The sequence below is a fragment of the Streptococcus sp. HMSC073A12 genome (genome assembly GCF_001812815.1).
GTDB lineage: Bacteria > Bacillota > Bacilli > Lactobacillales > Streptococcaceae > Streptococcus > Streptococcus vaginalis.
This window is the reverse complement of sequence record NZ_KV810559.1, coordinates 1-12,976: the sequence shown is the minus strand read 5'-3', so window position 1 is coordinate 12,976 and position 12,976 is coordinate 1. Positions and strand designations below refer to the sequence as shown.

General features: G+C 39.5%; 14 protein-coding genes and 1 tRNA gene. 3 read left to right on the top strand and 12 right to left on the bottom strand.

The window, feature by feature from the left end; genetic code table 11:
• The first annotated feature begins 168 nt into the window (after nt 1–168).
• Together HMPREF2876_RS08330 and HMPREF2876_RS08325 are read left to right on the top strand one after the other, a co-directional pair.
• Nucleotides 169–408, top strand: a complete 240-nt coding sequence (locus HMPREF2876_RS08330; RefSeq protein ID WP_022526394.1) for a hypothetical protein — start codon at nt 169–171, stop codon at nt 406–408.
• A gap of 15 nt (nt 409–423) precedes the next feature.
• Nucleotides 424–494 (top strand) — tRNA-Cys (locus HMPREF2876_RS08325).
• A gap of 215 nt (nt 495–709) precedes the next feature.
• On the opposite strand, the gene nusG is transcribed toward HMPREF2876_RS08325, so the two are convergent.
• From nusG to pbp2a, 4 genes are all read right to left on the bottom strand, one after another.
• On the bottom strand, nt 710–1,246 hold the full coding sequence (gene nusG / locus HMPREF2876_RS08320) for a transcription termination/antitermination protein NusG (RefSeq protein ID WP_003027329.1): 537 nt from the start codon (nt 1,244–1,246) through the stop codon (nt 710–712).
• Nucleotides 1,247–1,390: 144 nt separating this feature from the next.
• Nucleotides 1,391–1,567 carry a preprotein translocase subunit SecE gene (gene secE / locus HMPREF2876_RS08315; protein WP_003071100.1) on the bottom strand — a complete coding sequence of 59 codons (177 nt, stop codon included), beginning with the start codon at nt 1,565–1,567 and terminating at the stop codon, nt 1,391–1,393.
• Between the two features lie 9 nt (nt 1,568–1,576).
• The gene (gene rpmG, locus HMPREF2876_RS10315; RefSeq protein ID WP_003074882.1) at nt 1,577–1,729 is read right to left on the bottom strand and encodes a 50S ribosomal protein L33; all 153 of its coding nucleotides are present in this window, start codon (nt 1,727–1,729) and stop codon (nt 1,577–1,579) included.
• Between the two features lie 49 nt (nt 1,730–1,778).
• Complete coding sequence (pbp2a, locus tag HMPREF2876_RS08310; protein WP_070241492.1) at nt 1,779–3,998, bottom strand: penicillin-binding protein PBP2A; 2,220 nt, start codon at nt 3,996–3,998, stop codon at nt 1,779–1,781.
• Nucleotides 3,999–4,135: 137 nt separating this feature from the next.
• On the opposite strand from pbp2a, the gene HMPREF2876_RS08305 reads away from it, so the two are divergent.
• Entirely contained in the window at nt 4,136–4,996 is an 861-nt protein-coding gene (locus HMPREF2876_RS08305; RefSeq protein WP_070241491.1) for an RluA family pseudouridine synthase, read from the top strand.
• Nucleotides 4,997–5,333: 337 nt separating this feature from the next.
• Here the strand turns inward: HMPREF2876_RS08305 and HMPREF2876_RS08300 are convergent, their stop codons facing one another.
• From HMPREF2876_RS08300 to HMPREF2876_RS08265, 8 genes are all read right to left on the bottom strand, one after another.
• Nucleotides 5,334–5,543 carry a heavy-metal-associated domain-containing protein gene (locus HMPREF2876_RS08300; protein ID WP_024051462.1) on the bottom strand — a complete coding sequence of 70 codons (210 nt, stop codon included), beginning with the start codon at nt 5,541–5,543 and terminating at the stop codon, nt 5,334–5,336.
• 12 nt (nt 5,544–5,555) lie between these two features.
• Nucleotides 5,556–7,808, bottom strand: a complete 2,253-nt coding sequence (locus tag HMPREF2876_RS08295) for a heavy metal translocating P-type ATPase (RefSeq protein ID WP_024051463.1) — start codon at nt 7,806–7,808, stop codon at nt 5,556–5,558.
• 3 nt (nt 7,809–7,811) lie between these two features.
• The gene (locus HMPREF2876_RS08290; RefSeq protein ID WP_024051464.1) at nt 7,812–8,279 is read right to left on the bottom strand and encodes a CopY/TcrY family copper transport repressor; all 468 of its coding nucleotides are present in this window, start codon (nt 8,277–8,279) and stop codon (nt 7,812–7,814) included.
• A gap of 143 nt (nt 8,280–8,422) precedes the next feature.
• Nucleotides 8,423–9,925 (bottom strand): zinc ABC transporter substrate-binding protein AdcA, encoded by a 1,503-nt coding sequence (locus HMPREF2876_RS08285; protein WP_070584655.1) that lies wholly within the window; start codon nt 9,923–9,925, stop codon nt 8,423–8,425.
• A 9-nt stretch (nt 9,926–9,934) separates the two neighbouring features.
• The gene (locus HMPREF2876_RS08280) at nt 9,935–10,741 is read right to left on the bottom strand and encodes a metal ABC transporter permease (protein ID WP_024051466.1); all 807 of its coding nucleotides are present in this window, start codon (nt 10,739–10,741) and stop codon (nt 9,935–9,937) included.
• Complete coding sequence (locus tag HMPREF2876_RS08275) at nt 10,734–11,438, bottom strand: metal ABC transporter ATP-binding protein (RefSeq protein ID WP_024051467.1); 705 nt, start codon at nt 11,436–11,438, stop codon at nt 10,734–10,736. Before HMPREF2876_RS08275 ends, HMPREF2876_RS08280 begins: the two co-directional genes overlap by 8 nt.
• Nucleotides 11,435–11,878: a zinc-dependent MarR family transcriptional regulator gene (locus tag HMPREF2876_RS08270; RefSeq protein WP_024051468.1), complete on the bottom strand. Its 444-nt coding sequence runs from the start codon at nt 11,876–11,878 to the stop codon at nt 11,435–11,437. Before HMPREF2876_RS08270 ends, HMPREF2876_RS08275 begins: the two co-directional genes overlap by 4 nt.
• Nucleotides 11,879–12,104: 226 nt before the next feature.
• Complete coding sequence (locus HMPREF2876_RS08265; protein ID WP_024051469.1) at nt 12,105–12,725, bottom strand: hypothetical protein; 621 nt, start codon at nt 12,723–12,725, stop codon at nt 12,105–12,107.
• Nucleotides 12,726–12,976 lie beyond the last annotated feature (251 nt).

Here is a 12,976-nt window from a genome sequence, read left to right as displayed (position 1 = left end):
TTTTTTATTTTTCTTAAACTTTTTCTTCCAATTTGATAGCTGGCAACATTTATTTGTTTTTGTTAAAGAAGTTCCCATAGCCAAAAATACAAACATTTAATTTTAGAAATGTCATATGAGATGGATATAATTATTAAAAAAAGGAAGCAAGTAACGAGAAATTAACTTATGACTTCTTTACTTTTAGGAAGATGGTGGCTGATATTTTTGAAGTCAGTTGGTTCAGCTAAACAAGTTTATCTTATTGTTACCTTAACTAAAGCAAGAAAAACTATCAATCCAACCTTTTCTTTGGCTTATCAAAATGATAATTTCACCACTTTAATGATTAAATTTAATCGGAAAACACTAAAATTTTACAAAGAGAAACCAATCTACACTCTTGACGAAAACGATTTTTTAGGATAAAATAATAAACGTTGTGGCGGTATAGCCAAGTGGTAAGGCACGGCTCTGCAAAAGCTTGATCGTCGGTTCAAATCCGTCTACCGCCTTTCAGTACCTGACTTATCAGGAATTAACCGAATGAAAAGCCCGTAAAGTCGGGCTTTTTTATTTTTTTGTTCGGTTAAATTAGGTCAAATATAATGAAGTTGGTGGATGAATTTGAGGCAAACATTTTCAACAAGAGTTTATTTTTCATCAAAATAGCACAAAAAATGAGCCAAAACCAATAACTATAAAAATTGATTTCTAGCTCACTTTTTGATTATAATTCAGCAATTTGGTTTAGATTTACTTCGGCAACTGTATCATTCCCGAATAGCGAAATAATCATTTTCACTTTGTTGTTGTCAATTTCGGTGATTTTACCCGTATAATCTGCAAAAGCGCCGTCAATGATACGTACGGTATCGCCAACTTTCACATCAATATCAAATTCTTGAACGGTTTGTCCCATTGAAATCAAGATTTGGCGAATTTCCTCTTCCAAAAGCGGTGTTGGTTTAGAGCGGTTTCCATGTGAGCCGACAAAGCCTGTTACGTTTGGTGTGTTCCGTACGACGAACCATGCTTCGTCTGTCATCACCATTTCTACCAAGACGTAACCTGGGAAACGATTTTCTTCAACTTCTTTGGTTTTTCCGTTTTTCTCCACTTGTACCGTTTGCGTTGGAATTTCTACGCGCAAAATATTTTCCAACATATTATAGGTTTGTGCACGTTGTAAAAGATTTTCTTTTACTTTATTTTCATACCCTGAGTATGTCTGCAAGACAAACCAGCCTTTATCAAAACTGTCCATGAGTTCTTCCTTTCCTAAATAAAAAAGCCTGTGGGCTTCGGTTTCTTTCTAGCCCTATTATACCATAAAAATAGCCAATGCAACCTTTTAACTGCTATTTTTTACAATAAAAACCTACTTGACAAATAGCAAGCAGGTTAAAAATTAAAAGATATTTAACAATCGTACTAAACCTCTTGTAACAAAGAGATCGAAAAGATAAATAATAACAACAAAGAAAGCGGTGTATTCCATGACTGAGATAAAATCTATCCAGCTTTGCTTTCTAGTTGGCCAAGTTGTATCTTTTAACACTTGAAATGTATCTCTGATGAATTTCACAACTTTCTCCTATCTAGTTTCTTTATGAATTGTATATTTACTGCAATGTTTACAATATTTATTTACTTCCAGACGTTTTGGTTTTGGCGTACTACTCAATTTGATTGAATAGTTTCTCGATCCACAAACCGTACACGCCAGACTCGCTTTTTTTAGTGCCATAACGCCTCCATCTTGTTTATTATATCAAGAAAGCCCATTTTTGACAAGTCTATTGGAACCAACTCTTAACCGTGTCCCAAAAATTCTGTGCTTTTTCAGGAATCTTAGCATCGTCAATTGCTTTCTTAGCTTGGTCAACCAAATTCTTAGCTTTATCTTGCACATCTTTCAAGACATCTGAACGATTGTCACTTTGATTCGTAGTGTTATTTGTACCACTCGTATCAACCGGTGCAATACCATTTTTTGCATAGGCATTTTCATCACCGAACTTCGTACCCTTTGTATACGGTAAGATACTATTTGCCACACTTCGGAAAATAGCTGAAGCTTCATTGGCACTTGTGCCTGTCAGATAATGATTTTCATCTGTCTTTGGAAAACCTAACCACTGACTGATAACCACATCTGGCGTGTAACCAATAACCCATTGGTCTCCTGATAAATCTGGGTTAAAGTCAGTCTCTGTCGTCCCTGTCTTCCCAGCCATGTCATAGCCGTAAGGAGCTGCATAAACACCTGTACCATTGGTAAATGTTCCCAGCATCATACTAGTCATTTTTTCTGTTGTTGAGCGGTTGAGCACTCGGGTCGAGGTGGATTTATGAGTTTTAACGACTTGTCCACTAGCATTTTCAATTTTGGTAATCAAATGAGCATCATTCATAACACCATTATTTGCAAAAGTCGAGTAGGCTTGTGCCATTTGTAGCGGATTGGTTGTTACGCCACTACCGAGAGCCACCCCAAGAGTCTGATCCACTTTATCCATATTCAAGCCAAATTTTTTACCATATTCAAAAACTTTTTTCAGTCCCAATTCATTAGCAGCAGCAACCGCTGGAATATTTAAGGATTGCGCTAAAGCCTGATACATTGGTACAGTCGGACTGGATTGAATCCCAGCATAGTTATTCACGGTGTAATTTCCATACGTTGTTGTACTATTATCCAATTCTTTATTGATGGACCAACCTGCTGCAACTGCAGGGCTGTAAACCGCCAAGGGCTTAATGGTAGAGCCCGGACTTCTTGAAGATTGTGTGGCATAGTTAAAACTTCTAAAACCAGCACTGGTACTATTGATTTGGCCGACAAGAGCACGAACACTACCTGTCTTTGGATCAAGTGCTACACTTCCTGATTGAGCTCGTGTACCATCTGCTGCTTGTGGAAATAAATCTTTACGGTCATAAATGACTTGCATGCTAGCTTGGTAATTTTGATCGAGCTCTGTGTAAATGCGATAGCCGTTATTGACAATATCAGCTTCTGTTAAGCCATAATCTCGCACTGCTTCATTGATAACCGCATCAAAGTAAGACGGATAACGATAATCTGCCGATTTTCCTGTATAAGTATCTACCAGTTGACTACCTAAACCATTTGCTGCTGCTTGGTTTGCAGTATTTTGATTGATATAACCTGCTGCTACCATATTTTGTAAAACGGTATTGCGTCGATTCGTTGCGTTTTTTATAGAAGCAAGCGGATTATATAGTTCCGGTCCTTTGAGCATTCCTGCTAAAGTAGCAGATTGGTCGAGGGTCAACTGACTGGCAGATACGCCGAAGTACTTTTTAGAGGCATCTTCTACACCCCACACACCATTCCCAAAGTAAGAATTGTTGAGGTACATAGTGAGAATCTGATTCTTACTATATTTCTTGGTTAACTCTAAGGCGAGGAAAAATTCCTTTGCTTTCCGCTCAATAGTCTGATCTTGAGACAAGTAAGCATTTTTGGCTAATTGCTGCGTAATGGTGGATCCACCACCCGAACGTCCCGCTGTCAAAATCGCCATGATAAAACGACCATAGTTAATCCCACTATTTTTATAAAAAGAACGGTCTTCTGTCGCAATGACAGCATGTTGCAAATTTGGACTAATCTGGGACAACTCTACGTAAGTTCCCTTTTGCCCTGACAAACTTCCAGCTTTTTTGCCGTCCTTATCATAAATAGCTGTTGTTGCTTTCAAAGCATTCTGCAAATCATTCACATTAGTGGATTTGGCAACATAAAAGAGATAGCCTCCTGTCACCAAACCAAAACCAAGTCCCAAAATCAAGACAATCTTCGTCAGGTGATAGCGACGCCAAAATCGACGAAATGGGTGTTGAGAAATCGGCTTTTTCCGACTTTTTCCAGACCGGCTCAAATGTGATTCGCTTTCTTCCACCTCTGTCACCTCTTGATGGTGGCGCTCAGGACTGTCCTTTTTAAAATGATTCACTACTATTTCAAATAATTCACTCAATTTTTTCATATCCCTATTCTATCACCTTCTCCATATCCAGACAAGAAAGGACCTCTTATCAAGCGTTTCGTTTAGAAAACTTTAAGAAATTGTTCAAGAGTTAGCTGACTATTTGCAATCATCTACTATTTTGTTACAATAAAATCATGCATTTTACAATTACGATTCCACAAGGTCTACCAGAGATGACAGTCAAAGAACTGCTGGAAGAACATTTTTTGATTCCACGGAAGATTCGCCATTTTTTGCGTATCAAAAAACATGTCTTCGTCAATCAAAAAGCGATTAACTGGCAGAGCATTATCCACCCACATGATAAAATTACATTGATTTTTGACGAAGAAGATTATCCAGAAAAGTCTATTTTAATAGGCAAAGCTAATCTTGTGGAAGAATTATACCAAGATGAACACATCATCATTGTCAATAAACCTGAAGGTATGAAAACACATGCCAATGAACCGGCAGAGCTGGCGCTTTTAAATCATGTCTCTGCTTATGTTGGAAGTACGTGCTATGTCGTTCATCGCTTGGACAAGGAAACTAGTGGGGCTGTCCTTTTTGCTAAAAATCCTTTTATCTTGCCAATCTTAAATCGATTGCTAGAAAACAAGGAAATTTCGCGTGAATATTGGGCTTTGGTACAAGGAGTATTCCCCAAAAAACATCAAATCTATACAGATAAAATCGGGCGTGACCGTCACGATCGGCGAAAACGGCTAGTGGATAACAAAAACGGGCAATACGCTGAAACGCAGGTCACTAAGCTCAAAGAAATTGGAAACAACACCCTTATCAAGTGTCTACTTAAAACTGGGCGAACTCATCAAATCCGTGTACACCTTGCTCATCATGGGCATCCTATCGTTGGCGATCCATTGTACAATCCGCAAAAAGCAAGACGTCTCATGCTCCATGCTCATCGCTTAACGTTCACACATCCTTTTACGCTTGAAAAAATCAGTGTCGAAGCCAGCTCTCAGAGCTTTGAGAAAGGATTGATTTAAAAATAATGGGAGTACGAACTAAAAATTGAAAATTTTTAGTTCGTACTCCCACCCCCGCAAGGGTGCTTAAACAGTTATCAAGCTGTTTAAGGTTGTAGATGAAGAAAACGAAGTTTTCGTCAAACGTACTCTTCCGAGCTTGAAAAGCGAACAGCTTTGATACTTGCTTCGCAAGTTTTATCTGCCACCTCAAAGCAGTGCTTTGAGCAATCATAGCGGCTTGCTGTGCAAGGCTGATTTCCCGCCTTCAACAATTCAGTGAATTGTTGAAGCTACGTTATTCGTTTATTACTAATTCTAATAGAAACTGGGACACTTTTTGCCCAGCCTCATTTTTCTATGCAACAGTAACAACTTTATAAATTGTTTTAGCAAGTGCCACCTGATAATCTTCTGCACTGTGAGTGTGATCGGTCGTGACAGTAGCAACCTTTGTATCTAAATCAATTTGGACATCCGATACACCTTCTAATTTTAGGAAGTGCTCAGTGACGTGTTTTACGCAATTTTGACAAGATATATTTTCTAAAGTAACAATTTGTTTCATGATGAGCTCCTTTTATAATTTTATTTTAAAGCGCCGCAAACGTAGTGCATTGGTAACGACAGAAACAGAGCTAAAGCTCATGGCAAGGCCGGCTAGCATAGGATTAAGCAGCGGACCGCCAAATACATATAAGAGACCCATTGCGATTGGTATTCCTAAGGTATTGTAGGCAAAAGCCCAGAAAAGATTTTCTTTGATATTTTTAATCGTGGCTTGACTGAGGCGAATGGCTGTCACCACATCTAAAAGGTCGCTGTGCATCAAAACAATGTCGGCTGAGTCAATAGCCACATCCGTTCCAGAACCAATCGCAATCCCGACTTCAGCTTGCACCAGAGCAGGTGCATCATTGATCCCGTCACCCACCATGGCAACCTTTTTCCCCTGCGCTTGCAAATTCTTGACGATATCTGCTTTGCCGTCCGGAAATACTCCTGCAATGACTTGATTGACACCAGCTTCTCTTGCAATGGCTTGAGCTGTTTCCTCACGGTCCCCTGTCAGCATCACCACTTCTAAGCCCATTTTTTGCAATTCAGCAATAGCTTTACAGCTATTTTTTTTGATTTGGTCAGCGACTGCTATCAGCCCAACCAATTGTCTATCCAAAGCAACAAACATAGCCGTCTTTCCTTGATGCGATAAGAAAATCAAGTCAGAGATATATTCTCCGAGCTCGACTTGGTATTGTCTCATTAAGTTTTCATTCCCAATTAGAATTTCTTGAGCTTTTACTTGAGCTATAATCCCTTTACCTGAAATCGCTTGAAAATCTGTTACCGATGCTAATGGTATAGCTTCCGCTTTAGCGGCTTCTAAAATAGCAATTGCCAGCGGATGTTCTGAATGTTGCTCACTACTTGCAAGCGAATGTAGCAATTCTTCCCGTGTGACATCACCAAAAGTCAACACATCCGTCAAACTTGGCTTCCCTTCTGTAATCGTACCTGTCTTATCCAGAACGGCAACATCTACCAAATGAGTCGCTTCAAGAGCCTGCCCCGACTTAATCAAGACGCCATTTTCAGCACCCTTCCCCATACCGACCATAATAGCCGTCGGAGTAGCTAGCCCAAGCGCGCAGGGACAAGCAATGACCAACACCGCAATAAAGATAGAAAGCGAGAATTGCAAACTTTCTCCCGCCAGAAAATACCACAACAAAGCTGCTAAAACTGCCAAACTCAAGACAATTGGTACAAAATAGAGCGAGATCTTATCTGCCATAGCCGCAATAGGCGCTTTCGATCCTTGCGCTTCCTCTACCAAATGAACAATCTGAGCTAAAGTTGTGTCCGAACCGACTTTAGTTGCTTCATAGTCAATAGAACCCGTTTGATTCATAGTGGCACTGGTAATCACATCTCCGACATTTTTTTCGACAGGAACACTTTCACCTGTCATCATGGACTCATCTACATAGGTCTGTCCAGAGATAACCATACCGTCTACTGGCATACGTTCTCCCGGTTTAATCCGCACAATATCTCCAACCTTGATGTCTTCTGTATCAATTGTTACGACTTCGCCATAGCGAATAACGGTCGCTTGGTCGGGTACCAAACTCATCAAACTTTGAATCGCTTGTGAGGTTCGACCCTTGGCATTGGCTTCCAGATATTTCCCCAGTAAAACAAGAGTGATAATCACACCAACTGATTCAAAATACAACTGGTGTACAAAAGTATGATGCCCCAGTAAAACTTGAACGACCGAGTACAAACTATACAGAAAGGCTGAACTCGTTCCTACAGCAATCAAACTATCCATGTTTGGATGCCGTTTTACCAAATTCCGAAAACCACGTACATAAAAACCGCGACCAACCCAAATCGCTGGCAAAGTAAGGAAAAATTGCGCCAATACAAAGGCAATGGGATGCGTCATGTGATCTAAAAAGGAGGGTAACGGCAAGCCAATCATGCTCCCCATTGAAATATAGAGGAGTGGCACGGTCGCTCCTGCCGCAAACCAAATCTGACGCGCCATTTGGCGCACATTTTCTTGCTTTTCAGTGACTTGCTTCGCATAATCAGACTGCCTTTGTTCTCCCTTTTCTGTCGCTTGGTAGCCCGCTTCTTTCACAGCGTCTAAGACTTGCTCGCTTGCAAATCCTTCTTTGGGAAAAACTGTCAATTTTTCCGTCGCCAAGTTCACCGTGGCTTCTTCTACTGTTGACAAATCGTTGACGACCATTTCAATGGTCATCGCACAAGCTGCACAGGTCATGCCGGATAATTTATACTCTTTTTTGTCTTTTTCCATTTCTTACTCCGCCATTTTCGATTGATTCGTGTCATCTTGACAATGCGCGCCACAAGTACATTGACCTGGTGGACAATTGCACTGAATCGTCTCCGGTGCTTGTACCTGCTTTTCTTTTACAACATCTAGGATTCGAGACAAATCTATTTGACTGAATTGATTGCTTTCTAGTATTGAAACTACTAAATCACCATGCTTGGTATTGCACATATTACCAAGCAAGGTACGCCAACTATTTTCCAAGTGTTCATCTTCTAAAATTAACGCATCATAGTAAAATTTCCCCTCAATCTTTTCCATTGAAATAAACTCTTTGGTTTTCAGACGATTAAGTAAGGTTTTAACAGTAGCCGGTTTCCAATCAAAATCAGCTTCTAAACGCTCCACCACCTCAGTACTTCTGCTATGAGGATACGCCCACAAAACACGCATAACTTGCCATTCTGCCTGACTAATATTTTGTTGTTCCATTTTGTTTCATCTCTTTTTTGATTACAATTGTAATTTTCGATTCTTTTATAGTTTACATCTGTAATCAGAGTTTGTCAAGCAAAAAAATCGAGAAGATTGCTCAACTCGATTTTTCTCTTTCTGTATAAAAATTTGTGGTTTTATCAATGCGCAAGCATTTCTTGAGCGATTTCTTGTCCACTTAATTTCGTTGGGTAGTAAGTTGGCCAATTTTCTAATTCGTTAAAGAGGGCTTCTTGGCTTTCACCGCCGTAGAAGATATGGAAATGCGCTGCTTTCGTTGGTGCAATATTATGGTCGCTAAACTGAACATATTTATACTTACCTGCATCTGGGTCTGTCGCTTCAAACATGAAACGCACGCCTCGGTTTCCTTTAGAGTACGTCAATGTATGCTTACCAACATATTTATAAGTATATTTCTTCTTTTGTCCGTTGACTACAAATTCCATAGTCTTATCTGTGATATTGATATGAGACACATCTGTCTTGTAGCCTTTTTCATAATACGCTTTGTACTCAGTAGCTGTCATCTTACCGCTTAATTTTGCTTTGTAATCAAAGACTTGGTCTAAAGTTCCATCTTGCAAATATGGATAAACGGATTGCCATTGACCTGCATAGTCAGACAACGTACGGTCTTTGACAGCACTATCTTCAAAGTAGCCATTTTGTACAGTCTTTGTATTTTTTTCTTTTTCAGCAGAAATTTCAGTACCAGCTTGATCTGTCGTCTTTTTCAAAGCTTTCAAGTTTGATTGCATGATGGAAATGTAGTCTGCTCCATCTTTTGTTTGCTTTTCAGTTAAACTTTCAAGCGGATTAAGCACATCTAACTTCACACCCGTTTCTTTTGCCAAAGTAGATGCCAGTGCTTGAGAAGCATTTTCTTCAAAGTAAATGTACTTGATATTGTTTTTCTTAATATATTTTGTCAATTCAGCCAAACATGCCGCTGAAGGCTCACTATCTGGTGAAAGTCCTGAAATAGGCACTTGCTTCAAACCGTAGTCTAACGCTAAATAACGAAAGGCTGCGTGCTGTGTCACAAAGCTCTTTTGTTTGGCATTTGCCAATCCCGCTGTGTATTCCTTATCCAGAGTTTCTAATTTCTTAATGTAAGCTGCTGCGTTCTTTTGGAAAGTCGCTTTCTTATCGGGATAGCGTTTACTTAAGCTGTCACGAATATTTTCCACCATTTTAATAGCACGTTTTGGTGATAACCATACATGAGGATCGTATTCATGATGATGTCCTTCTTTACCATGATCATGATCTCCTTCCTCTTCTGTACCAGGAAGTAGCAACATCTTCCCAGTCGCCTTCACCACATTCACTTTACCTTTTTTCAAGGTTTTAAGCAATTTTGGTACCCAAGTTTCCATATTTTCATTTTCATATACAAAAGCATCTGCATCTTGAATCGTTGCAACTGCTTTGGCAGAAGGCTCGTATTCGTGCGGTTCTGTTCCTGCACCAATCAAGAGTTTGACATTGGCAGTATCGCCTGCTACTTGCTTGGTAAATTCATAAACTGGGTAAAATGTAGTGACAACATTTAATTTCCCATTTGCACTTTTTTGATTGGAACAAGCCACTAAAAAGAGACTTAGTAAGCTTGCTACTAATAGACCAATTTTCTTCATTTTTCACTCCTATTTGATAAATTTTTTTAATAGATTCACTATTAAAAATACACCGACAAAAATAATCGTAATACTTGCACTGGCTGGCGTTTCAGCATAGTAAGAAATATACAATCCAGCAATCATACCTACAAATCCAATAAAATTCGCTAATAAAATGACCGACTTGAAATTTTTCCCAAGTCGCAAAGCAATACTTGCCGGCAACACCATAATGGTCGATACCAACAGCGCACCTGCCGCTGGAATCATGAGAGCAATGGCAACACCTGTCACGATATTAAATAGAATAGACATAGTACGCACAGGTAGACCGTCCACAAAGGCTGTATCTTCATCAAAGGTCAAAATATACATTGGCCGAATGAAGAGAAAAGTCAACACAAGTACAATCGCCGCAATAACAAACAGCGAAATCACCTGCTCCGTACTAATCGTAACAATAGAACCAAACAAATATTGGTCTAGGCTCATGGAACTGGAGCTTTTGCCCCTGCTCATCACAATCAAAGCAATAGCAAGTCCTGTCGACATTAAAATGGCTGTTCCGATCTCCATGAAATCTTTGTAGATAGTGCGCAAATATTCTAGAAAAACTGCCGCAATCATCACGATAATGACTGTTGAAATTGTAGGTGAAATACCCAATACCAAGCCAAATGCAACTCCTGAAAGCGACACATGACTAAGTGTATCACTCATTAAACTTTGACGACGTAGAATTAAAAACGTTCCTAACACAGGTGAGAACAAACTCATAGCAATCACAGCCAGAAAAGCCCGTTGCATAAAATCATAAGTTAGTAAATTAAACATGGCTCACCTCCTGATCACTCTCGTGAACATTGAAGCACCGCCATGGCGAATCTTGATTTCGCACCAAATGAATATTGCGGTCCGCATATTTTCTAACTTCCTCTGGATCATGCGTAATCATCAGCACAGCCTTGCCGTGCCGATGCGCACTATGGTGCATTAAATCATAAAATTCATCCTTGCTACCAGCATCCATCCCCGTTGTCGGCTCATCCAAGACAAAAATATCCGGATCCGAAGCAAACATTCGTGCAATGACCGCCCGCTGCTTTTGCCCACCCGAAAGCGAGCCAATCCGCTTGTCTCGATGTTCCCACATGCCAACGGCGCCCAGACTGACCTTGATATGTTCTTCATCATGCGCATTCAAACGACGAAACCATCCTTTACGCGGATACCGACCTGATTTAACAAATTCATAGACGGTGCTTGGAAAACCCGCATTAAAACTAGCGATTTGCTGCGGCAGATAAGCAATCCGCAACTTCTTGCCAGCTGTATTCGTCTTAGAAATCGTCACCTTACCAAATCGAGGCTGCAAAATCCCAAGACTAGCCTTGATCAAGGTCGTTTTTGCTGCTCCATTTTCACCTGTCAAAGTCACAAACTCACCACTATCCACATAATAGTTAATATGCTCCAACACAGGCTCTTTGTCATAATAGAAGGACAAATCTTCAACTGTGATATATCTCATTTTCCGATTTCTCCTACTAAGGTTCCCAAGAATTTTTGAATGGTTGCTTGCTCATTAGGAGTGTATTGATTGGCGATTTTTTCGTAAATTTCCAATGTATGCTGATGATGCTGATGATGCTCCGCGGCAACTGGCTTCGCTAATTCTGTCAACCGATAAAAAATAACACGCGCATCTTTCTGATCCTTGAAGGGTTCTAGCAGTTCTTGTTTGATGAGCGATTTGATAGCCTTTGTTACAGCTGCCTGACTGACGTTTAAGCACTTTGCTAACTCTGAGTTTGTCAATGACTCCTCAGACAGCAACATTAAGATGTGCTCTTGGGTATTTGTCAAAGGCATTTCACTTGTACAAGAACCAATCAAAATCTCATGCTGATTCTCGGCTTTTAAAATGATTTCATTTAAGAAATGATCCATTTCATGTGCTAATTGACTCATGTTGCTCCTTTTCTGATTAACCAGTTAATTCTTTACTAGTTAAGTATATCATAAAGAAAAAAAGAGTCAAGTGAAAATTTCAGCTTCTCTCCTATCAAAAAAGGCTTGAATATCATTTCAAACCTTTATATAGCTTCTTTCGCGTTCGTTTTTTCCACGAAAATGGCTCTGAATCTTCTTTAGGATGCTTCAACCCTTCAAATCCAGTACCTTCTAAACTAGTAACTCATTTATTTGCCAAGCTTTTGATATAGTCTTTCGTTCCATCTCGGATAAATTCCTGCGGTGACGCACCATTCAACCATAACAAGTTTGTATGTGGCTGCCAAACAAAGTAATACGAAACACCCGTTTCCACCGAACGGTACTGCAAAAAATGAACACTCTTCTTACTCACCCAGCTATTTACTAATAAATAGAGCTGCTGCCGATACAACATCTTCTCACCTTTATAAAAGATTTTCAAAGAAAGAGTTGAATAATAAATCGTCTGACTCTCTGTTTTCCGAATGAGAAGGTAACTTCCTATCGGAGAATCCGTTGAATCCGTCGGAAAAATATAAGGTAAAAGGAAAAATAAAGCCGGATACAAAACAAAAATGGATAGCACACGCCACATCTCACATAAAATACTTCTCCGAAACACAAAAGTTACAACACGAGATAGACTGATAGAAGTCAGTGCTATGACTAGTACCGAAAGAACAAACTTTTTCAATACTCGCAGTACATTTCCAATCTGAATTCTCAAAGAATGAGTTCTTACCATCACCTGGGAAGCAAGCAATATCTTTTGTTGGTACAAGCCATATCGTTTTAAACATTCATCATGCGTATGATTTCCCATATAAAGAATCAACCTTGTTTGATGGAGCGTATCAGCGTAGTAAACGTGACTCTGATATGACTAAAATAAAGGGTGAAAATTTGTCTGATGGTTTTGAAGAGTAAGTTAAAAAAGTATCGTGCTAGATATAATTTAAATCAAGAAGAATTAGCAAACAATGTTGGTGCTTCTAGGCAAATGAAAAGTCTTATTGAAAGAGAAAAAATTAGACTTGTTCGGTAACTCAAAAGTGGTATACTAAAGCTATGGAA

What these genes read in the sequence shown, in the direction of transcription:
- HMPREF2876_RS08285 (WP_070584655.1), bottom strand. Translation starts at nt 9,925, where the DNA reads ATGAAGAAAATTGGTCTATTAGTAGCAAGCTTACTAAGTCTCTTTTTA.
- HMPREF2876_RS08305 (WP_070241491.1), top strand. Translation starts at nt 4,136, where the DNA reads ATGCATTTTACAATTACGATTCCACAAGGTCTACCAGAGATGACAGTC.
- pbp2a (WP_070241492.1), bottom strand. Translation starts at nt 3,998, where the DNA reads ATGAAAAAATTGAGTGAATTATTTGAAATAGTAGTGAATCATTTTAAA.
- HMPREF2876_RS08290 (WP_024051464.1), bottom strand. Translation starts at nt 8,279, where the DNA reads ATGGAACAACAAAATATTAGTCAGGCAGAATGGCAAGTTATGCGTGTT.
- HMPREF2876_RS08270 (WP_024051468.1), bottom strand. Translation starts at nt 11,878, where the DNA reads ATGAGTCAATTAGCACATGAAATGGATCATTTCTTAAATGAAATCATT.
- HMPREF2876_RS08275 (WP_024051467.1), bottom strand. Translation starts at nt 11,438, where the DNA reads ATGAGATATATCACAGTTGAAGATTTGTCCTTCTATTATGACAAAGAG.
- HMPREF2876_RS08295 (WP_024051463.1), bottom strand. Translation starts at nt 7,808, where the DNA reads ATGGAAAAAGACAAAAAAGAGTATAAATTATCCGGCATGACCTGTGCA.
- HMPREF2876_RS08300 (WP_024051462.1), bottom strand. Translation starts at nt 5,543, where the DNA reads ATGAAACAAATTGTTACTTTAGAAAATATATCTTGTCAAAATTGCGTA.
- HMPREF2876_RS08265 (WP_024051469.1), bottom strand. Translation starts at nt 12,725, where the DNA reads ATGGGAAATCATACGCATGATGAATGTTTAAAACGATATGGCTTGTAC.
- nusG (WP_003027329.1), bottom strand. Translation starts at nt 1,246, where the DNA reads ATGGACAGTTTTGATAAAGGCTGGTTTGTCTTGCAGACATACTCAGGG.
- rpmG (WP_003074882.1), bottom strand. Translation starts at nt 1,729, where the DNA reads ATGGCACTAAAAAAAGCGAGTCTGGCGTGTACGGTTTGTGGATCGAGA.
- HMPREF2876_RS08330 (WP_022526394.1), top strand. Translation starts at nt 169, where the DNA reads ATGACTTCTTTACTTTTAGGAAGATGGTGGCTGATATTTTTGAAGTCA.
- HMPREF2876_RS08280 (WP_024051466.1), bottom strand. Translation starts at nt 10,741, where the DNA reads ATGTTTAATTTACTAACTTATGATTTTATGCAACGGGCTTTTCTGGCT.